Origin of the sequence: Micromonospora sp. DT68 (assembly GCF_049847245.1) — a bacterium.
GTDB lineage: Bacteria > Actinomycetota > Actinomycetes > Mycobacteriales > Micromonosporaceae > Micromonospora > Micromonospora profundi.
Genome location: NZ_JBNCNZ010000001.1, coordinates 644,492 through 663,730 on the forward strand (window position 1 = coordinate 644,492; position 19,239 = coordinate 663,730).

At 71.8% G+C, this 19,239-nt stretch carries 20 protein-coding genes; 9 read left to right on the forward strand and 11 right to left on the reverse strand.

The features are described 5' to 3' along the window. The 3 genes from ACPXB1_RS03100 to ACPXB1_RS03110 are packed head-to-tail and all read right to left on the reverse strand — an operon-like array spanning position 1 to position 2,406. The gene (locus ACPXB1_RS03100; RefSeq protein WP_355592307.1) at positions 1-540 is read right to left on the reverse strand and encodes a DUF1697 domain-containing protein; all 540 of its coding nucleotides are present in this window, start codon (positions 538-540) and stop codon (positions 1-3) included. A 28-nt stretch (positions 541-568) separates the two neighbouring features. Then, a complete protein-coding gene (locus ACPXB1_RS03105; protein WP_425734754.1) occupies positions 569-1,252 on the reverse strand; it encodes a response regulator in 684 nt (227 codons plus the stop codon). Then, a complete protein-coding gene (locus tag ACPXB1_RS03110) occupies positions 1,249-2,406 on the reverse strand; it encodes a sensor histidine kinase (RefSeq protein ID WP_425734755.1) in 1,158 nt (385 codons plus the stop codon). Before ACPXB1_RS03110 ends, ACPXB1_RS03105 begins: the two co-directional genes overlap by 4 nt. Before the next feature lie 169 nt (positions 2,407-2,575). Between ACPXB1_RS03110 and ACPXB1_RS03115 the strand changes: the two genes are divergently transcribed. Both ACPXB1_RS03115 and ACPXB1_RS03120 read left to right on the forward strand, forming a co-directional pair. Then, positions 2,576-3,361, forward strand: a complete 786-nt coding sequence (locus ACPXB1_RS03115; protein WP_053655242.1) for an ABC transporter ATP-binding protein — start codon at positions 2,576-2,578, stop codon at positions 3,359-3,361. Beyond that, positions 3,355-5,784, forward strand: a complete 2,430-nt coding sequence (locus ACPXB1_RS03120) for an ABC transporter permease (protein ID WP_053655141.1) — start codon at positions 3,355-3,357, stop codon at positions 5,782-5,784. Before ACPXB1_RS03115 ends, ACPXB1_RS03120 begins: the two co-directional genes overlap by 7 nt. Before the next feature lie 8 nt (positions 5,785-5,792). On the opposite strand, the gene ACPXB1_RS03125 is transcribed toward ACPXB1_RS03120, so the two are convergent. The 4 genes from ACPXB1_RS03125 to ACPXB1_RS03140 are packed head-to-tail and all read right to left on the reverse strand — an operon-like array spanning position 5,793 to position 8,828. Beyond that, positions 5,793-6,356 (reverse strand): SOUL family heme-binding protein, encoded by a 564-nt coding sequence (locus ACPXB1_RS03125; protein WP_053655138.1) that lies wholly within the window; start codon positions 6,354-6,356, stop codon positions 5,793-5,795. Positions 6,357-6,388: 32 nt separating this feature from the next. Next, positions 6,389-7,138, reverse strand: a complete 750-nt coding sequence (locus tag ACPXB1_RS03130; protein WP_053655136.1) for a YqeB family protein — start codon at positions 7,136-7,138, stop codon at positions 6,389-6,391. A gap of 2 nt (positions 7,139-7,140) precedes the next feature. Then, positions 7,141-7,935: a hypothetical protein gene (locus ACPXB1_RS03135; protein ID WP_053655134.1), complete on the reverse strand. Its 795-nt coding sequence runs from the start codon at positions 7,933-7,935 to the stop codon at positions 7,141-7,143. After that, complete coding sequence (locus ACPXB1_RS03140; RefSeq protein ID WP_053655132.1) at positions 7,932-8,828, reverse strand: ABC transporter ATP-binding protein; 897 nt, start codon at positions 8,826-8,828, stop codon at positions 7,932-7,934. Before ACPXB1_RS03140 ends, ACPXB1_RS03135 begins: the two co-directional genes overlap by 4 nt. A gap of 132 nt (positions 8,829-8,960) precedes the next feature. Between ACPXB1_RS03140 and ACPXB1_RS03145 the strand changes: the two genes are divergently transcribed. The 3 genes from ACPXB1_RS03145 (at position 8,961) to ACPXB1_RS03155 (ending at position 11,580) form a co-directional block, all read left to right on the forward strand. Then, entirely contained in the window at positions 8,961-10,214 is a 1,254-nt protein-coding gene (locus tag ACPXB1_RS03145) for a sensor histidine kinase (protein ID WP_425734756.1), read from the forward strand. Continuing rightward, a complete protein-coding gene (locus tag ACPXB1_RS03150) occupies positions 10,193-10,924 on the forward strand; it encodes a response regulator (RefSeq protein WP_425734774.1) in 732 nt (243 codons plus the stop codon). Before ACPXB1_RS03145 ends, ACPXB1_RS03150 begins: the two co-directional genes overlap by 22 nt. Positions 10,925-11,091: 167 nt before the next feature. Continuing rightward, on the forward strand, positions 11,092-11,580 hold the full coding sequence (locus ACPXB1_RS03155; RefSeq protein ID WP_053655127.1) for a hypothetical protein: 489 nt from the start codon (positions 11,092-11,094) through the stop codon (positions 11,578-11,580). Positions 11,581-11,677: 97 nt separating this feature from the next. On the opposite strand, the gene ACPXB1_RS03160 is transcribed toward ACPXB1_RS03155, so the two are convergent. Next, positions 11,678-12,457, reverse strand: a complete 780-nt coding sequence (locus ACPXB1_RS03160) for a D-Ala-D-Ala carboxypeptidase family metallohydrolase (protein ID WP_053655125.1) — start codon at positions 12,455-12,457, stop codon at positions 11,678-11,680. Between the two features lie 304 nt (positions 12,458-12,761). Between ACPXB1_RS03160 and ACPXB1_RS03165 the strand changes: the two genes are divergently transcribed. Then, a complete protein-coding gene (locus ACPXB1_RS03165) occupies positions 12,762-13,397 on the forward strand; it encodes a DUF6642 family protein (protein ID WP_355592290.1) in 636 nt (211 codons plus the stop codon). 11 nt (positions 13,398-13,408) lie between these two features. On the opposite strand, the gene ACPXB1_RS03170 is transcribed toward ACPXB1_RS03165, so the two are convergent. Both ACPXB1_RS03170 and ACPXB1_RS03175 read right to left on the reverse strand, forming a co-directional pair. Further along, a complete protein-coding gene (locus ACPXB1_RS03170) occupies positions 13,409-14,953 on the reverse strand; it encodes a hypothetical protein (RefSeq protein ID WP_425734757.1) in 1,545 nt (514 codons plus the stop codon). After that, positions 14,934-15,290: a hypothetical protein gene (locus ACPXB1_RS03175; protein ID WP_355592286.1), complete on the reverse strand. Its 357-nt coding sequence runs from the start codon at positions 15,288-15,290 to the stop codon at positions 14,934-14,936. The genes ACPXB1_RS03170 and ACPXB1_RS03175 overlap by 20 nt, the downstream gene beginning before the upstream one ends. A 153-nt stretch (positions 15,291-15,443) precedes the next feature. On the opposite strand from ACPXB1_RS03175, the gene ACPXB1_RS03180 reads away from it, so the two are divergent. Next, a complete protein-coding gene (locus ACPXB1_RS03180) occupies positions 15,444-15,908 on the forward strand; it encodes a PPOX class F420-dependent oxidoreductase (RefSeq protein WP_425734758.1) in 465 nt (154 codons plus the stop codon). 163 nt (positions 15,909-16,071) lie between these two features. On the opposite strand, the gene ACPXB1_RS03185 is transcribed toward ACPXB1_RS03180, so the two are convergent. Continuing rightward, positions 16,072-17,304 carry a serine hydrolase domain-containing protein gene (locus ACPXB1_RS03185; RefSeq protein ID WP_355592282.1) on the reverse strand — a complete coding sequence of 411 codons (1,233 nt, stop codon included), beginning with the start codon at positions 17,302-17,304 and terminating at the stop codon, positions 16,072-16,074. 84 nt (positions 17,305-17,388) lie between these two features. Between ACPXB1_RS03185 and ACPXB1_RS03190 the strand changes: the two genes are divergently transcribed. Together ACPXB1_RS03190 and ACPXB1_RS03195 are read left to right on the forward strand one after the other, a co-directional pair. Continuing rightward, complete coding sequence (locus ACPXB1_RS03190; protein WP_355592280.1) at positions 17,389-17,982, forward strand: pentapeptide repeat-containing protein; 594 nt, start codon at positions 17,389-17,391, stop codon at positions 17,980-17,982. Between the two features lie 220 nt (positions 17,983-18,202). Then, the gene (locus tag ACPXB1_RS03195; RefSeq protein WP_355592279.1) at positions 18,203-19,174 is read left to right on the forward strand and encodes a hypothetical protein; all 972 of its coding nucleotides are present in this window, start codon (positions 18,203-18,205) and stop codon (positions 19,172-19,174) included. The last annotated feature ends 65 nt before the right edge of the window (positions 19,175-19,239 follow it).

The following is a 19,239-nucleotide window of genomic DNA, read 5'->3' on the forward strand; positions in this document are numbered from 1 at the left end:
TCAGCCGGCGGCCATCTCGGCCAGGGCACGCACCGACTTCCAGTTCCGGGTGGTGGCCACCACGGCGAGCTTCTTCTCCAGGTACGCGTTGGTGAACTTCGACCGCCCGTAGCCGCCGTCGGGGAAGTGCAGGAAGACCTCCCGGCCGGTCACCGTGAACGCGGCGTTCTCGCCGCCGGGCACGGTCAGCGCGTCCACGGCGGACGTGGTCGGCGCGGACCGCAGGAAGGCCACCAGCAGCCTCGTCGGGTCGTCCTCCCGCTCGGCGTACGGGTTGCCGCCGGCCACCGCCGCCAGCTCCCGACCGCTGCGCACCAGCACCGGAACGGTCAACCCCAGCTCGTCGGCGAGCGCCCGCTCGATCCCGGCGGCCAGCTTCTCGGCGTCGCGCACACTGCTGCCGAAGGCCACGTTGCCGCTCTGCAGGTACGTCTTGACGTCGTCATGCCCGAGGTCGGTGACGATCCGGCGCAGGTCGGCCATCGCGAGGCGGACGCCGCCGACGTTGACCCCGCGCAGCAGGGCGACGTACCGGGTCATCGGCTCCTCCTCGCTGCGGTTGATCCGCTCAGCGTAGATCGGTCGGCCTCGACGCACCGGAACCGACCAGGCCCGTTTCGTAGGCGACGATGACCAGTTGCGCGCGGTCCCGGACGCTCAGCTTGGTCAGCAGCCGCCCGACGTGGGTCTTCACGGTGGCCTGGCTGAGACTGAGGTGCGTGGCCAACTCCGTGTTGGACAGGCCCCGGCCGATCAGCGTGAGCACTTCGCGTTCCCGGTCGGTCACCCCGCTCAGTCTGCGGGGCAGTGGCCGGGCCGGCTCCGCCCGCCGGGCGAACTCGTCGATCAGCCGGCGGGTCACCGTCGGCGCGAGCAGCCCCTCTCCGGCGGCGACCACCCGGATCCCGGTCAGCAGATCCGCCGGTGGGGTGTCCTTGAGCAGGAACCCGCTCGCTCCTGCGCGCAACGCGCCGTAGACGTACTCGTCCAGGTCGAACGTGGTCAGGATGATGACTCGGCTGCCGGCGATCGCCGGGTCGGCGCAGATCCGCCGGGTCGCCTCGATGCCGTCCATCTCCGGCATCCGGACGTCCATCAGCACCACATCCGGCCGGTGCCGCGCTGTCAACGCGACGGCCTCCACGCCGGTGCCCGCCTCGCCGACAGCGGTGCAGTCCGGGGCGAGATCGACGAGCAGCCGGAAGCTGCCGCGCAGCAGCGCCTGGTCGTCGGCGATCAGCACCCGGATCACGTGGCCACCCGGTAGGGCAGGCTGGCCGTCACCGCGAAACCGCCGTCCGCGCCCGGTCCGGCACGGAACTCCCCGCCGTGCAACGCCACCCGTTCCTGCATGCCGATCAACCCGTGCCCCTCCCTGCCGGTCAGCACCGGACGTCGACCGTCGTCGGTCACCTCCACCCGTACCTCGCCGGGCGTGACGGTCACGGTAGCCCGGCAGGCGGCCGGTGCCGCGTGCTTCACCACGTTGGTCACCGCCTCCTGCACGATCCGGTACACCGCCAGGCCCACCGACTCCGGGACGATGCCGTCGGGTGCCTCCCGCCGTACGTCGAGCCGTACGTCGACGCCGCCGATCGCCGCCTGCTCGGCCAGCGCGGGCAGCTCGTCCAGCCCGGGTGCCGGGGCGTACGAGGTGCCGTCGCGCAGGACGCCGAGCACCCGGCGGACGTCGGCCAGGGCGTTGCGGCCGGTCTCCTCGATCACCCGCAGGGCGGCGCCCGCCTCGCGGGGGTCCGCCTCGGCGACGTGGTTGGCGACTGCCGCCTTCACCACGATGAGGCTCAGCGTGTGGGCGACCACGTCGTGCAGCTCGCGTGCCACCCGCAGGCGCTCCTCGGCGGTGGCCTGCCGGACCAGGTGGTCACTCTGCCGGGCGGCGAGGGCTCGCCGCTCCCGGACCAGCCAGCCGATCACCCAGGCGGGCGCGATCATGACGACGGCGTAGACGACCGCACCGGTCCGCGACCACAGATCGCCCGCCGTGAGCACCAGGGCGACGCTCACCAACGCGAGACAACCGGCTGCGCAGAGCATCGAGCGGCGGGTGGCCGTCGACACCGCGACCGTGTAGAAGGACAGGCCGATGGCGAGCGCCGGCGCGGCGGCGGCGAAGTTCGGGATCACCCCGGTGACCAGGGCGACGGTGGCGACGGAGCTGATCACGGCGGCCACCGTCAACGGCCACCGGCGGCGTACGGCAAGCGGCAGCCCGAGGGCCATCCCGACGAGCACTGACACCCAGAGCGGCTCGTGTACGCCACCGTGCAGCGGTGACTCCAGGGCCGCGTACGGGCAGAGCAGCCCGCCGACCGCCACCGCCAGCAGGGTGTCCGCGATGTACAGGTCCGTCGGCCGCAGCCGCCGGGTCAGCAGGGTGGGGGTCACCGGTCCGACGGTATCGGCCGGCTCGCCGCTCGGCGTCCGTCCACGGGTGGTCATCCCGGGGGACGACCTGGCGGCGGTTTCGGGCCGTCGTCTCCACCCGGGGCACTGGCGGAAACTGTCCGCGCCGGTACGACGCGCGCCACCCGTCGGGGACTGCATTGTGGTGGCCATGACCACACACACGGTGACCCTGACGGGGCTGCGCGCGGTGTACGGCACCGGAAACCGGCGGGTGACCGCGCTGGACGGCGTGACGACGAGCTTCGTGACCGGGACGTTCACGGCGGTGATGGGCCCCTCCGGTTCGGGGAAGTCCACTCTGTTGCACTGCGCGGCGGGGTTGGACAGCCCGACCGAGGGGATCGTCGCGATCGACGGCGTCCGCCTCGACCAGCTCCGCGAGGACGAGGTGACCCGGCTGCGGCGCGACCGGATCGGGTTTGTGTTTCAGGCGTTCAACCTGGTGTCCACGCTGACCGCCGCGCAGAACGTCGAGTTGCCGTCGCGGCTGGCCGGCCGTCGCCCACCGGCCCGGGACGTCACCGCCGCTCTGGACGCGGTCGGGTTGGCCGACCGGGCCGGGCACCGGCCGAGTGAGTTGTCCGGCGGTGAGCAGCAGCGCGTCGCCGTGGCCCGAGCGTTGATCACCCGCCCGGCCGTGGTGTTCGCCGACGAACCGACCGGGGCACTGGACAGTGCGGCGTCCCGGCAGGTGCTCCGGCTGCTGCGTGCGCTCGTCGACGACCACGGGCAGACAGTGGTGATGGTGACCCACGATCCCGCCGCCGCCGCGTACGCCGATCGGGTGCTGCTGCTCGCCGACGGCCGGGTCGTCGACGAGTTGGACGGCGCGATTTCCGCTGCGGTCGTCGCGGCGCGGATCGCCGAGCGGGAGGCGGACCCGGCGGGCTCGTCGCGGCACGCCGTCGAGACGGCGGGGGAGCGGTCATGCTGAGTGTCCGACGGTCGGCCAGCGCGTTCGTGGCCGTCGCCATCGGCGTCGCGCTGGTCGCGACCGCCACCCTCCTGCTCGCCTCCGGACGTCCGCAGGTGCCGGACCGCCTGGCGCGGGCGGCGGTCGTGGTGCAGAGCCCCGAAGCGGGTGCGTCGACCGACCAGTTCGTGCCGACCCGCCCGTGGTCCGCCGACACGGCGGCGGGACTCGCCGGGAGGCTGGCCGCGCTGCCCGGCGTGGTGGCGGCGGTACCGGACCGGACCTTCTACGCCCAACCGCTCGTCGACGGTCGGCCCTCCGCTGTCGACACCCGGCGGGAGGACGCTCAGCAGGGGCACGGCTGGGCCAGCGCCAAGCTGGGTGGATCGCGCCTCACCGCCGGTGAGCCGCCGCGCGGGCCCGGCGAGGTGGTCGTCGACAGCGCGCTCGGCCTGCGTATCGGTGCGCCGGTGACGCTGCTTACGGCGACGGGTGCGCAGGCGTACACCGTCACGGGTCTGGTCGACGGGCCCGGCGTGCACGTCGCCGACGAGGTCGCCGCGGCGCTCGCGCCCGGCGTCCGGGCGATCGGGCTGGTCCTCGCGGCGGGGGCCGATCCGCAGCGGGTCGCCGCGACGGCTCGCGGTGTCGTCGGCGGCGACGGTCGGGTGCTGATTGGCGACGCGCGCGGCGCGTTGGAGCCGCGCAACGACGCCCGGACCCGGTGGATCGGCATGCAGGTGCTCAGCGCCACGGCGGCCCTGGCCGGCTTCGTCACGGTGTTCGTGGTGTCCTCCACCTTCGCGTTCACCGTCGCGCAGCGCCGCCGGGAGCTGGGCCTGCTGCGCGCCGTCGGCGCCACCGCCCGGCAGGTCCGCCGCATGGTGTGCGCCGAGGCGCTCGTCGTCGGCGTCAGCGCCGGGCTGGTCGGCCTGCTGGTCGGCGCGGTACTCGCCCCGGTGGTGGGTCGCCTGCTCGTCGATGCCGGGTTCGAGCCGTCGACCTTCCGGGTCGGATACGCCGTCTGGCCGGTCGCGGTCTCGCTCGCGGCCGGGCCGGTGATCGCGTTGCTGGCGGTCTGGTCGGCCTCGCGCCGGGCGGCGCGGGTCCGCCCGTTGGAGGCGCTGCGCGAGGCCGCTGTGGAGCAGCGACCGATCGGGCGTGCCCGGGTCGCCACCGGCGCGCTTCTCGTCGTGGCGGGCATCGCGCTCAGCGTCGGGACGGCGACAGCGGACGAGCCCCGGGTGGCGGCGTCGTACGCCCTGTACGCGGTGATGGCCCTGGTGGCCGGTGCCACAGTGCTCTCTCCGGCGATGGTCGGGCCGGTGGTGCGGCTGCTGCGGTCTCCGGTGCGGCGGCGCGGTGGGGCGATCGGGATGCTGGTCCGGGGCGGGGCGTCGACCGCCACCCGGCGGACCGCCTCGATCGCCGCGCCGGTGCTGCTCACTGTCGCCTTCGCGGTGCTGGTGTCCGGGATGGTGCGCACCACCACCGCCGCGTACGCGGCGGGCCGGGCGGACAACGTGAACGGCGGTTGGATCGTCGTGCCGGACCGGACGCCCGGTCTGTCGGATGCGGCAGTCGCCGCGACCGGCGGCACCGCCCTGCTGCCGACCACCGTCTACCGCACCGATCCGGCAACGCAGACGGTGAACCGGCCACTGACCGCGCTCGGTGTCGACCCGACGGGCTTCGCCGCCGCGAACCGGGCGCTCACCGTCGTCGCCGGTTCCCTGGAGGAGCTGCGCGGAGACGACACAGTGGTGGTCACCGCCTCGGCGAATCTTCTGCCGTCCGCGCCGTACGAGCTGACCTTCGCCGACGGAACTGCGGTGTCGTTGCGGGTCGTCGCGGTCGTCACCGACAATTCGCTGCCGGGCCACCTGCTGGTGCCCCGGGCCGTGGTGCGGGCGCACGACCCGTCGGCGTTGACCTCGACGGTGTACGTCCGGGACCGGATCGATCCGCCGGTCGGCGCGCGGATCGTCGACGTCGCCACCTGGGCGGCCGAGGCGGACGCCGCCGAGGACCGGCTGGTCTGGCTGTTCACGCTGCTGCTGATCGGTGTGTCGGCCGGTTACGGGGCCATCGCGGTGGCCAACACGTTGCTGCTGGCCGCCGCCGGTCGGGTAGCGGACCTGCGGCTGATCCGGTTGGCCGGGGCGACCCGGCGGCAGGTCGTCTGGCTGGTCACCGCCGAGTCCGCCCTGGTGGTGCTGATCGGCGCGCTGCTCGGTGGCGCTGTCGCGTTCGTCGGGCTGCTCAGCATCCGCGCCGGCCTGGCCGAGCAGGTCGGCGCGTCCGTCGACCTGGTGGTGCCCTGGTCGGTGATCGCAGCGGTGGTGGGGCTGTGCCTGCTGCTCGCCGTGCTGGCGAGCGTGCTGCCGACCTGGCGGTCACTGCGGCACCGTCCGGCGCGGACCCCGGTCGGCGTCGTCGGATGAGCGCCCGCTCACTCCGCCACCGGCAGCGTGACCTCGTTGCGGCGCAGGAACCACGGCTTCCACGGCGGGTCGAAGCGCGCGTACCGGATGGCGCCGGTGGGTTGCAGCCCGGCCGAGGTGACCGACCGGCCGAGCATGGTGGCCCGCTGCCCGAACGCCTGCTCCGTCCACCGGCCGGAGAAACGCATCGCCGCCACGAGCTGCGGCGGGATCTCCCGGATCCGCACGCGGGCGTCCACCGGCTCGGGCAGGGTGGCGGCGGTGCAGGCGGCCGGCATGACGAACTGGATCAGGTACGCGCCGGGCCACTCGCCCTCTACCTGCACCACCGGCACGGTCATGGCGATCTTCTGCGAGCCGTCGGCCGTCGACGGCGCCGGCGTGGCTACGTCGATCGGCTGCCGGGCACGGTTGGCGCCCCCGATGTAGGCCGACAGCGGCCGGAACGCCTCGATCGGCGCCCGGGTGAACGACGCCTGGACCCGCATCTCCGCCACCAGGTGGGCCGGGTAGCGGCGCAACTCGAAGCCGGGGTGTCGAGACACCACCCGGTACGGCTGCTGTTCGGTCATCGGCGCGCTCCCAGGATCTCCTGGGATTGACGCTACCGGTCGTGCGGCTCCCGCTCGGGCGAAGTCCGCTGCTCCGTCCCGGGGGCGACGGCCCTGCCGCTCAGCCGCCAGTACTGGCGCTTCTCCTCGTCGCGCAGCACCACCCCGAGCCTGCCCAACTCCCGGCGCAGCTCCCGGACGTCGTCGCTGCGGTCCTTGCCGATCGCCGTCTCGCGGGCGCGCAGCAGTGCGTCCGCCCCGGCGGGCAGGCCGGGCAGGTCGGGCACCCACAGCCGGTACGCCGACCGGTGCGGGTCGTCGTCGGCCCAGCCCCAGCCGTGCTCCCGGAACGCCGCCGCCAGCCGGTCGGCCGGCAGGTCAGTGGACTCGCGGGCCAGCTCGGCGCCTTCGGAGTCGAGCAGCACCAGGTGCCCGCCGTCGACGAAGACCACCCGGGTGTCGACGCGGGCGATCGTGCGGTTCTGGTCGGAGCGGCGCAGCCGGACCTGCGCCGCGTCCACGGTGACGATCAGCCGCTCGGCGGTGCCGACCCCCGCGACGACAAGGCCGGCCAGGACGCCCACCGCGATCGTGCCGGCGGTGGCCTGCGGCTCGGGCAGCCGGTCCAACCACTCGATCAGGTCGCCGAACGGCATCCAGGGCAGCCGCGTGAGCCAGCCCGTGGCCGCCGAGAGGAGCCATCCGGCGCCCGCGCCGAGCAGCGGGAAGCCACCCCACATGACGGCCAGCTCCAGCGGGCCGCCGGTGACCACCGTGTGTGGTCGGGCGCCGGAGACGTCCATGGTCAGGACACCTCCCGGCGGAGTGTCCGGATAAGGCCGACGGCCAGCGGGAGGACCAGCCAGGCCAGCAGGGACACCGCCAACCGCGCCCACTGCCCGCCCGTGACATGGCTGGTGAACAGCGGCTCCATGGTCCGGCTGGTGTCCAGCCAGTCGGCCGGGCGGTTCAGGGGCCGGACCACTTCGCCGAGCACCGTCCAGATGGTCGGCAGCAGCAGGTAGCCGACGATGGCCAGCGGCGGGTTGAGCAGCAGCAGGCCGAAGGCGGCGCCCATGAGCACGCTGGCCACCTGGACGATCCCCGCGTGCACTATCAGCGACCCGTCGGCGTCCCAGGTGCCCGCGCCGCCGGTGGCCGACGCCACGAGCGTCCCGACGGCGGCGACGGCCAGGCTGATCAGCAGCGAGGCGAGCGCGGCGAGCACCACCGCGACGAGCTTCGCGGCCACCACCCGCTGCCGCCGGGGAACCAGCGCGTACGTGGTGAGGGCTGTGCGTTGGGACCACTCGCTGGTGATCGACAGGATGCCCAGGACCGGCAGGAGCAGGCTGACCGGCAGCAGCGACGGAACGAAGAAGGTGACGAAGGTCTGGTCGGCGTCCTCGGCGTAGATCAGCAGGAGCGTGACGATCGCGACGACGACCAGACCGATGGTGACAAGCAGCCAGCGCCCGGCCCGGGTGTCGACGAGCTTGCGCAGTTCGACGGTGGTGAGCCGCAGCAGCGACGGCCGGCGTACCGGGGCATGGTGCGATGGTGCGACCGCTCTGGCGGAGGGCGCGGTGGTGGTGGTCATCGGACGGCCTCCTTGGTGGTTTCGCCGGCGGTCAGCGTGAGGAAGAGTTGTTCGAGGCCACCGCCGCTGGCGGGGCGCAGCTCGGCGAGCGCGACGCCGGCGTCGGCCGCGGCCTGGCCGACCGCCTCGGCGTCGGCCTGCACCAGCAGGCCGTCGGCACTCTCGGCGGCGGTCAGGTCGGCGGCGTCCAGGGCCCGGCGCAGTGCCGCGTCGTCGCGGGCCCGCACCACAGTCCCGCCGCCGGCCAGCAGCTCGTCCTTGCTGCCCTGGGCCACGATCCGGCCGCCCCCGATAACCACCAGCCGGTCCGCGACCGCCTCCACCTCGCGCAGCAGGTGGGAGGAGAGCAGCACGGTGCCGCCCCGGTCGGCGAAGTCGCGCAGCAGGCCGCGCATCCAGAAGATCCCCTCCGGGTCCAGGCCGTTGGCCGGCTCGTCGAGGATCAACACCCGGGGGTCACCGAGCAGCGCGTGCGCCAGGCCGAGCCGCTGCCGCATGCCCAACGAGTACGCCTTCACCCGCCGCTTGGCGGCCACCGTGTTCAACCCGACCAGGTCGAGCTTCGCGGCGACCTCACGCCGGTCCAACCCCATCGTGTACGCGGACAGCGTCAACGCCTCGCGGCCGGTGCGCCCGGCGTGCTGGGCGGAGGCGTCCAGCAGCACCCCGACCTCCCGGCCGGGGTTGGGCAGGTCCCGGTAGAGGTGCCCGGAGACTGTGGCGCGGCCGGCGGTCGGCGCGGTGAGGCCACAGATCATCCGCATGGTGGTGGACTTGCCGGCCCCGTTGGGCCCGAGGAAGCCGGTGACGGTGCCCGGTTCGCACTGGAACGACACGTCGTCCACGGCCGGGTGTGGCCCGTACCGTTTGGTGAGGTTCTCCACGGTGATCATGCGGTTGAGCCTGCCCGCGCCACCCGGCCATCCGCTGCGGCCGGCGGTCGGTGCCGCGCCGACTTTGGTCGACCGGCGGGTCTCGACTTTGGTAGCTGGTTGCCGGCGGCTGTTGCTGCCTAGCATTGGCGCGTGACCAGCATCGCCGTCCCGGAACACCCCTGGCTGCTGCCGGGGGAGCTGGTGGTGCCGGCGGAGCCCGAGCGTGTGCGTCCGCGCCGTACGACCCGTGACTGGGTGGTGGACAGCCTGGCGTTCCTGCTCAGCCTGCTCTGGGTGCTGTACGTCACGGCGGACGCGCTGTCGCCCGACCCGCAGACGGCGGTAGCGCTGCCGTACGACTGGATGGTGGGCGCGGACGCGCTGATCGGGCTGGCCTGCTGTGGGCTGCTCTGGCTGCGTCGGCGGTGGCCGCTCGGGTTGGCGGTGGCGACGCTGCCGCTGAACCTGTTCTCGATGGCCGCCTCCATCCCGCTGTTGATCTTCTATTTCACCCTCGTGGTGCACCGGCGGACCGCCGTCGCGGTGGCGGTGACCGGGATGGGTCTGCTCACCAACCTGGTCTTCAGCTGGACCCGTCCGGATCCGAACATGCCCTACTGGGCCACTGTGACCTGGGGCGTGGTGATCACTTTCGCCGTGCTGGCCTGGGGGATGTTCGTCCGCGCCCGGCGGCAGTTGATCGTGTCGCTGCGGGACCGGGCCGAACGGGCGGAGGCCGAGCAGCAGCTGCGCGTCGCCCAGGCCCGCCACCTCGAACGCACCCGGATCGCCCGCGAGATGCACGACGTCCTGGCGCACCGGATCTCCCTGCTCAGCCTGCACGCGGGCGCGCTGGAGTTCCGCCCCGACGCGCCACCGGACGAGGTGGCCCGGGCGGCCGGGGTGATCCGGGACAGCGCACACGCCGCCCTCCAGGACCTGCGGGAGGTCATCGGCGTGCTCCGGGCCGAAGGTGAGGGCGGCAGCGATGCGCCGGAGCCGCCCCAGCCCACCCTCGCCGACCTGCCCGCCCTGATCGCCGAGTCGCGGGCTGCCGGGGTGCGGGTGAACGTCAACGACAGCGTCGTCGACGCGGGGAAGGTGCCGGCGGCGCTGGGCCGGGCCGCGTACCGGATCGTGCAGGAGGGGCTGACGAACGCCCGCAAGCACGCTGCCGGAGCGGCCGTCACCGTGGACGTGTCCGGCGGGCCGGGCACCGGGCTGACAGTGGCGATCGGTAACCGGTGGCCGGTGGGTTCGGCCACCGGGAACGAGTTGCCCGGCGCCGGCACCGGGCTTGTCGGCATCAGCGAGCGGGTCACCCTGGCCGGCGGCCGACTCGCGTACGGGCGGGACGAGGCGGGCGACTTCCGGCTGGCCGCCTGGCTGCCGTGGCCGGCGTGACAGCGCCCTCCGGCGGGACCGACAGCGGGCCGGCGACGCCGCGCGTGCGGGTCCTGATCGTGGACGACGACCCGCTGGTCCGGGCCGGGCTCTCGATGATCCTCGGCGGCCTACCTGACCTGACAGTGGTGGGCGAGGCGGCCGACGGCAGCGAGGTCCCGGCCGCTGTCGCCGCGTACGCCCCGGACGTGGTGCTGATGGACATCCGGATGCCACGGGTGGACGGGCTGAGCGCCACCGAGGCGCTGCGCGCCCAGCCGCACCCGCCGGAGGTGCTGGTGCTCACCACCTTCGACGCCGACGAGCAGGTGCTGCGGGCGCTCCGCGCCGGGGCTGCCGGTTTCCTGCTCAAGGACACCCCGCCAGCGGAGATCGTGCACGCCGTACGCCGGGTGGCCGCCGGTGAGGCGACGCTCTCCCCGACGGTGACCCGGACGCTGATCGACCACGTGACCGCCGCCTCCGTCTCCGGCCCGGTCGGCCCGGACCCGCGCCGGGAGCGGGCGCTGCGGCTGCTCGCCGATCTCAGTGAGCGGGAGCGGCAGGTGGCGGTCGCGCTGGGGCAGGGGCGTACCAACGCGGAGATCGCGGGGGAGCTGTTCATGAGCGTGGCCACTGTGAAGGCGTACGTCTCGCGGCTGTTGACCCGGCTCGACCTCAACAACCGGGTCCAGGTGGCCCTGCTCGTGCACGACGCCGGCCTGGTCTGAAGCTCCGTTCCGCCGACCCGCTCACAACGGTTTTCGCGTGCTCTCGTGCGAGGCACCGCTTACGGCGTACCAGGTTTGAACTTTCGTCCGATGCCGGCCGTACCAATTGCTGAGGATGTCGGTGCGGTGGGTCCGCCGTACCGCTGCCGAACTGCGGGAGGCCTGCCGTGCGAGTTGGTGAGCAGTCGACGGATCCCATCGACCAGGTACTGGGTGAGGTGCCGATGCCGGCGCCGCTGACACCCGAGGACGTCCGGCTCGCGGTCCGGGCGGTGGTCGTGCACACCGCCGAGGAGTGGCCGACCGGGCCGCTGTGCCGCAACGACGGCGCCTCCTACCCCTGCCGCCTGCACCGCTGGGGACGGCGGGTGCTGGAGGCGCACGGGCTCAACGAGCGGCAGATCGAGGCGCTCATCCGGCACGGCAACCCGTTCGTGCACGTGCCCTTTCCGTTCACCGCCACCGGGCCGTCGCCCGCGCGTCCCGCCGGCTCCCGGCCCGCGGCGGCCGGATACCCGGCCCCGCCACCCGGTCGTGCCGGTCTGCCGACGCGGCACCAGGCCGCGCGGGTCGTTCCTCCCGGGGTACGACCGACAGCCGCTGGCCGGCCGGTGACTCCCCCCGTCACCGCGCCGCGCTGGCCCCGGGCGAGCTGAGCGGCTCACCCCCCGCCCTGCCCGGGGCGTACACGACGCCGGCCCGGCGCGGAGGGTCCCCACCGCGTGCCGGGCCGGCGTCGCTTCGGCCGTCAACTCAGTTGTTGATCCCGCAGTCGGGGGCGGACCAGCTCGTGGTGTTCGAGCTGCGGTCGCTGTTGTTCTCCCGACGCGAGTCGACGTGGATGTGGTCGTCGTGGTCGGGGTAGCCCGGTCCGTAGATCCCGCTGAAGCCGTGGTTGCGGGCGTTGCGGGCGATCTGGCACAGCGACGACGTCCGCGAGGTGACGTCGGCGGCGTGGCCGTACAGGTGCTGGCTGTCCGACGCGCCGCCGACGCGGTCGTTGCAGGCACGGCTGCGGAACCCGCTGGACACGTAGAGCGGCTTGTCGCCGAGGCTCTTGCGCAGCGCCTCCAGCTTCCACATCGTGCGCAGCGCGTTCTGCTTGGTCTGGCTCGCCGAGAGCGGGCCGCCGCTCCAGCCGCTGCTGCCGCACCCGTTGTCCATCTCGCTGAAGCTGAAGTGCGCGGGCGTGCAGTCGTTGTCCTGGAGTTGGTACAGCTTGGCGTAGGTCTGCGGTCCGGCGATGCCGTCGGCGCGCAGCCCGTACGCCTGCTGGAACCGCTTGACAGCGGCGGCGGTCTTCGGGCCGTACCGGCCGTCGTTCTCCACGATGTTCCGGTTGCCAGCCCAGCCCGCGACCCGGATCTGCAACTGGCGGACGTCATCGCCCGATCGGCCCTGGTAGAGGTTGCGGTTCCAGGTGTAGCAGGCGTCCGCGTGGGCCGCTGGCGCGGCGACCACCGTGGCGATCGCTGCCCCGGGCAACGCCAGGGCGAAGGCGACGGCGGCTCGCTTCAAGGTGTTTACGCGCACAGAAGTCCTCCCGATAGGAGAGCGAATGGGGTGGCACCAGGACATCGACCGAGACATCCCGTGATTTCCACCCTCGCACCGATCAGTGCGGTTGGCGGCTATTAACGAGAATTGTCCTCACGATCTGTCGTTCCTGGGCGTCGCCTGTGAATTAGGCCCATTTGCGAATCACCCAATGACGTCGAGGACCCCCCCGCGCAGGACAACCGCACCGAACGTCGCAACCGACCACACCAAGGGCGATGTTCCTCGACGGGCGGTGCCCGGTAACGTCAGCCCGGGCGGCGGACTGGCGGAGGTACGCGTGGCACGAGCTGGTGTCTTCTGTGTCGAAGGTCAGTGGCACCGCGACCTCAACGACAGAGGCTCCGTGCTGCCGACCCTCGAACTCCTCGAACGGCTAGGCAAGATCCGCTTCATCCACAAGGGCGCGGCCACCCGCGACGAGCTGTTCTACTTCCTCGACCGCTGGCTGCTCAGGCAGTACGCCGACCACCGGGTCGGGTTCTTCGCCATGCACGGCGAGCCGAGCCGACTCTGCCTCACCGACTGGCAGTCGGTGGAGTTGAACGAGGTGGCTGAGCTGATGGCCGGCCGCTGCGAGGGGCGCCGACTCTATTTCGGCAGCTGCTCCGTCCTGCGCGCCTCAGACGCCGTGCTGCGCGAGTTCCTCGAAGTCACCGGAGCGGCCCTGATCTGCGGTTTCACCCGAGAAGTCGACTGGGTTGAATCGGCGGCCTTCGAAACCGTCCTCCTGGACGTCCTGGCCAACGGTCAGCGGCACAATGCCGCCGAACTGCGGATGGGCTCGGCGCACTGGGCGCCGCTCGCGTCGTACCTCGGCTTTCGGGTGATCTATGCCAACGGCCGTGCCTGGCGGCCCGCCGGCCGAACGCGCGTGCCCGCCCAGACAGCGCACCATCAGCTGCGGCCAAACTGACAGCCGGCTCGTCACTGCCGGTCCGCATCCTCCCGTTCTTTGCGGGACCACACCATCCGGTCGACGACGTGGAAGACCTGACTGTTGGACCAGGCCACCTCCAGTTCCCTGCTGTCGGCGCTCACTCCCACGCTGACGTCCATCTGCTGGCCGTTGACCAGGAACAGTGTGAAGTGGTTGTCGGCGAAACGCCTGACGTAGCGTCCTGACTTGTCGTCGAAAACAGAGATCCCTCCCGTGGAGTTCCTGGGATGGACGATCGTCCGAGACGAGATGCTGACGACATCCCGGTAATGGAAGGTGTATGTCGACTCGGTGCGAAGATAGCGGGTGGCCAGGGCGAGGTCACACGCGAAGACTGAGATGCGGTGCGTGGTCAGGTACAGCACCAACACGTGGTAGTGGTCGGACCGCAGTTTGCCGTCCCGGCCGACCTTGCTCTTGCCCACCTTCGTCCGCTGTCGTACCAGACGAGTCGCCGTGGAACCGTCTACCCATGACACCCACTCGACCGTCTCTTCCTCCAACTGAGACACACCGACGGCAGCCTGTGGTTCCACGAGCAGATCCCCGGAGGCAGCGACAAGCGCGGGGTTGAGGCGTAGACGCCGCGCGCCTCTGGCCACTATCCACCGGACGTCTTCCGCGAGCCACCGGTCCATCTGCGCGTCGTTCGGCGCGCCGGATGATGCCGCCACGGCCTCCGCGTATCGCACTTGAGCAGCGCGGTCTTCCCGCGCGTCGCGCCACACGCTGATGCCGATCAAGGTCACGAAGATGCCCGCGAATGGTGCCGCGACAAGCAGGGCGAGTCCGACGTACCACTCGGTCCGCACGAACAGGCCCGCGCACGGCAGGAAGATCAGCGCTGTCCCGGCCGCCATGGTCACCGAGGCGCGGAAGCCGCGGTCGGCCGGTGGAGTAGCTGGCAGGGCGACGAAGTACTTTGGCACGCCGATTCTCCGGTCCGGCGTGGCTGGAGGTGTTTCCTCGTCTGCGGGAACCGTGGGTAGGTGTATCCCGACGGACGCGCAGTGGGCGCTCAAACGACGCCACATAAAGCCGGGGACGGCCGCGACGTGGTTCTTGACGAGTACGAGGTCGGTCCGATCAAGTCGGACGGGGTCGCCGCCGTCGGCGAGCCTGGCCAGGTCGGGAGGGACCGCAATGCCCACCGACAGGTAGAAGTCATCTCGAATCAGCGCAGCCAGCACGCTCGCAAGTGGTGTGCGGGAAGCTAGGAGGTGGCGTGCGACATCTGTTATCTGCTGAGGCGTCCGATACGAGGGCGGACATCCGGCGAGCATCGCGACCGCCAGGAGGACGTGCGCCTCGGCTCGAAAGACTTCGGACTCCGATGAGGTCGAGTTCAGGAAATCCTCGAAGCAGCGCACGGCTCGTCTGTAGTTCCGTTCCGACAAGAACCGCTGTCCCGCTGCCAGCCAATCATGATCATTGGCATAGTTGTAGATGTTGTCTGCATTCTGGATGTTGCCGAACTGAGGCCCCGTGTGGTTGGCCATGGCGGTGTCCGGTTCACCGTCCGCCGCCGTCATGAAGCAGGGCGATGAGTTTGGAGACTGCTTCTACGAGCGGAGTGGCAGCGGCGGCGGCACCGAGCATCGAGCGGATACGTTCGAGTCGCTTCGTTGCCACGTCGTGCTGGCCGGCCGCCAACGCTGTCCTGGCCGTCGCGATCTCCAATGCGGCGGCCTCAGCGTGCACCGATTCCAGTGCCCCGGCCGTCCGAGCATCCTCCAGCTGGACCTGCACGTTGTCGAAGGCTTCCAGGACCTGACTGTCACGTCCACCGAAGGTGGCCGAAACCGGACCGCTATTAATGATCGTGTCACCGTTCTGGATGGTGCCGAACTGATTCCCCTTGACCTCCATGTGCCCTCCTGCATCCGGACGGTTGCTGAGTGCAATTAACATAAAGGATTGTGAACGTATGTCGACTGACGTCTTCCTGACCATCTGTCCTGGCGATTTCACTTGACACCGGGCTGTGTGCCACGTTCGCGGCACCTGGTAGGAACGGGAGTCATGGCACGCAACATCGCGACGAACACCCGGGCCGACCGGGACACCCTGCTGGACTTCCTCCGCCCACGGCACCGCGTCGTGCTGATGACCACGCGGGCCGACGGTCGCCCGCAGTCCTCCCCGGTCTCCGCCGGCGTCGACGACGAGGGCCGGCTTGTCATCTCCACCTACCCCGAGCGGGCCAAGGTGGCCAACATCCGCCGCGACAGCCGGGTGTCGGCCTGCGTGCTCTCCGACGACTGGAACGGGCCCTGGGTGCAGCTCGACGGCACCGCCGAGGTACTGGACCTGCCCGAGGCGCTGGAGCCGCTCGTCGAGTACTTCCGCAGCATCTCCGGCGAGCACCCGGACTGGAACGACTACCGGGCGGCGATGGTGCGCCAGGGCAAGTCGCTGATCCGGGTCACCATCGACGCCTGGGGCCCGATAGCCACCGGAGGCTTCCCGGCCCGCCTAGCCAACTAACCAGCCGCCCCGCGCCCCCGCCCCCGCCCCGCCGGCCCCCGCCCCGCCCCGGCCCGCCCATCCCGGTGATCATGAGGTTGACGGGTCCCACGGTGATCCACTGGCCCGTCAACCTCATGATCAACGGAGTGAGTGGGGGGTGGGTGGGGTGGGTGGGGGGAGGTCAGTTGGTTAGGGCGGCGTAGACCAGTTGGCGTAGCTGGGAGCGCAGGGGGTAGGTGCTCGACGGCAGCAACTGGGTGAACAGGAGCGCGGTTACCTCCTCGGCCGGGTCCACCCAGAACGCGGTGCTGGCCACCCCACCCCAGTAGTACTCGCCGACACTGCTCGGCACCCTGCTGGGGATCGGGTCGTCGACCACAGCGAAACCGAGACCGAACCCGATCCCGTCGAGTGTGGTCTCGGCGAAGCCGCCGGTGGACAGGGTGCCCAGATCCTGGCCGCCGGGCAGGTGGTTGCGGGTCATGAAACGCACAGTGCGCGGCCCGAGCAGGCGTACGCCGTCAAGCTCCCCGCCGCGCAGCAGCATCTGGGTGAACCGGTGGTAGTCGTCAGCGCTGGAGATCAGACCTCCGCCACCGGAGTGCAGGACAGGCTTGTGGCGCGCGAGTGAACCGATCCGGTCCTGCCGGACCGCCTGACCGGTGGTCGGGTCCGGCGTGTACAGCGCGGCCAACCGGTCGGCCCGGTCGCCGTCGACCCACCAATGGGTGTCGGTCATGCCCAGCGGGCCGAAGATCCGGTCGGCGAAGAACGCGTCGAGGCTCTGCCCGGAGACCACCTCGACCAGCCGGCCGAGCACGTCGGTGGCTACCGAGTAGCCCCAGGCGGTGCCGGGCTGGAAGAGCAGCGGCAGCTCACCGAACGCCGCGCAGGCACTGGCCAGGTCGACGCCCGCCGGTGGATACAGGTCGTAGCCGGCCGCCCGGTAGAGCCCGTCGACCACGGAGGTCTGCATGAAGCCGTACGTCAGGCCGGCGGTGTGGGTGAGCAGGTGCCACACCCGGATCGGTTCGACCGCCGGCACCGTGTACGGCTTGAGCACCGAACCCTTCGAGTAGACCCGCAGGTCGGCGAACTCCGGCAGCCAGCGGCTGATCTCGTCGGTCAGCTCGAAGCGGCCCTCCTCCCACAGCATCATTGCCGCGACCGAGGTGACCGGCTTGGTCATCGAGTAGATCCGCCAGAGTGTGTCGGCCTCGACCGGGGCACCCGACTCCCGGTCCCGCAGCCCGTACGTCGAGGAGTGCGCAACCTCGCCCCGCCTGGTGACGACCACCTGCCAGCCGGCGAGCCGCCCGTCGTCGACGTACCTGCCGAAGTGCTCGTCGATCCGCGCGAGCCGCGCCGGGTCGAAGCCGATCTGATCCGGGTCCATGCTCCGAGCCACACTCACGTCGCCGAACCTACTTCGCGCGGCGGCCGTCGCAAAGGGTGGAGGCCGCCACCTGCCGTCGGTGGGTGGCACTAGCCTGACCGGATGCCGGAGTTGACCGAGGACGTGACCTTCCGCAACGAGGACTGGTACGGCGAGGAGTTCACCGACCGGCACTTCGTCGGCTGCGAGTTCTTCCAGGTGGACCTCACCGAGGCGGTCACGCGGGGAGCTGTCTTCACCGGGTGCACGTTCGGCAACGTGCTGTTCAACGCGTCCCGGCACGTGGATTCGGCATTCACCCGCTGTGTCTTCAAGCGGTGCAACTTCTTCGAGGCGGAGTTCACCGGCTGCAAGCTGGTCGGCAGCACCTTCGTGGAGTGCGACCTCCGTCCGCTGCGGGTCGACGGCGGCGACTGGTCGTTCGTCGCGCTGCCCGGCGCCGACCTGCGTGCCGTCTGGCTGAGTGACGTGCGGATGCGCGAGGTCGACCTGAGCGGTGCCAACCTCACCGGCGCCACTGTGACAGGCGTCGACCTCTCCGGCGCGCAACTGCAGAAGTGCCGCCTCGGGGGCGCCGACCTGCGGCGCAGCGACCTGACCGCACTGGACCCGACGAGCGTGGAGCGGGCCGGCGCGATCGTGGACCCCGAGCAGGCGCTGGTCATCGCTCAGGCGCTCGGCTTCCGGATCGGCTGACCCGGGCGCGTACCGGTGAGGGCGGCCTTCGTGGTCCGCCTGCGGGCCTCCACCCAGGCTGGGCAGGACTTGTCCGATACCGTCCGGTTCCGGACTGGACACGCCCACCCGTCCGGATCTAGCGTGTCGACCACGCCGGTGCAAACGTGTGAGACGGCCCACAGTGGACGGTGTGGTCCGCTGCGGCCGATGGCGGTCGGGCGGCGGAGTGGAGGGGTCGGTGGCGGACGAGGACCGCACGCGGGCGCAGTCCCAGAGCGGGAACGAGCCGACCCACCGGCCGGCGTCGCACCGGGCGCACGCCGTTGCCGCCGCGCAGACCCGCAGCGCACTGCGCAGGATCGCCCGCGCCCGGCGGAGGCGGCGGTGGGCCCTGGAGGGCATCGCCGCGCTCGTCTGCCTGGTCGTCCTGGGTACGTACTTCGGCACGCGTGCCGCACCTGAGCCCGGCGGTGACGCGGGCGGGGGGCCGGGTGGCGTGCCGGCCGGAGCCGCCCGGCCGACAGGCCTTCCCGGTGCCGAAGGACGTACCAACGAGGCTGGTCCGGCAACGCCGGGCCTGCGCCCCCGGGAACGCCCGCCCTCGCCCGACCCCACTCCCAGCGCTCCCGCCCCGCCGTCCGCCCCTCCGCCCAGAGCGCCGGCGGCACCGGTGCTGTCGGTGAGCGCCGTGGAGGCCCCCGCCGAGATCGACCTCAGCGCGGCGGGCGCCCGGGACTGGATGCACTGGGGGCTACGCGGCGGCAACTCGACAGTCCGCAAACGCGCCGGCACGGGGGAGATCGCCGACACCGGCGGCAGGGGCAACCGCGTCGCATGGGACGGCAACCAGGAGGTCGTCCGCTGGTCCGACGGCACACCGGAGCGATCCGTCGGCGGCAGCTCGAACGGCGTCTACACCTGCGGTGTCGGCAACGGTTTCAGCCTCACTGTCGCGGGCAGTGGCGAGGCGCGCACCGTCCACCTGTACGCCGGGACGTGGATGGCGCGCGGCCGGCTCGACGCTCGACTGTCCACCGGTGGGCCGGTCAGCACTGTGCGGCTGGAGGACCCGTACACCAGTCGGAGCGCCCAGTTCACCATCCGGTTCGACCTGCCCAGGGGTGCCCGGCTGGTGGTGACCTGGACGGTGGAGAAGGTCTTCACCGAGCACTGCGGCAACGTCGGCCTCCAGGCCGTCGCGCTGCGCTGATCGGGCCCGCTGCGCTGATCGACCGCTCGGGTCCACGAGCTGGGACAGTTTGTCCGTCGCGCTCG

Coding starts and splice junctions, on each gene's coding strand:
- ACPXB1_RS03125 (WP_053655138.1), bottom strand. CDS start 6,356: ATGACCGAACAGCAGCCGTACCGGGTGGTGTCTCGACACCCCGGCTTC.
- ACPXB1_RS03140 (WP_053655132.1), bottom strand. CDS start 8,828: ATGATCACCGTGGAGAACCTCACCAAACGGTACGGGCCACACCCGGCC.
- ACPXB1_RS03120 (WP_053655141.1), top strand. CDS start 3,355: ATGCTGAGTGTCCGACGGTCGGCCAGCGCGTTCGTGGCCGTCGCCATC.
- ACPXB1_RS03170 (WP_425734757.1), bottom strand. CDS start 14,953: ATGACGGCGGCGGACGGTGAACCGGACACCGCCATGGCCAACCACACG.
- ACPXB1_RS03135 (WP_053655134.1), bottom strand. CDS start 7,935: ATGACCACCACCACCGCGCCCTCCGCCAGAGCGGTCGCACCATCGCAC.
- ACPXB1_RS03175 (WP_355592286.1), bottom strand. CDS start 15,290: ATGGAGGTCAAGGGGAATCAGTTCGGCACCATCCAGAACGGTGACACG.
- ACPXB1_RS03130 (WP_053655136.1), bottom strand. CDS start 7,138: ATGGACGTCTCCGGCGCCCGACCACACACGGTGGTCACCGGCGGCCCG.
- ACPXB1_RS03115 (WP_053655242.1), top strand. CDS start 2,576: ATGACCACACACACGGTGACCCTGACGGGGCTGCGCGCGGTGTACGGC.
- ACPXB1_RS03190 (WP_355592280.1), top strand. CDS start 17,389: ATGCCGGAGTTGACCGAGGACGTGACCTTCCGCAACGAGGACTGGTAC.
- ACPXB1_RS03100 (WP_355592307.1), bottom strand. CDS start 540: ATGACCCGGTACGTCGCCCTGCTGCGCGGGGTCAACGTCGGCGGCGTC.
- ACPXB1_RS03180 (WP_425734758.1), top strand. CDS start 15,444: ATGGCACGCAACATCGCGACGAACACCCGGGCCGACCGGGACACCCTG.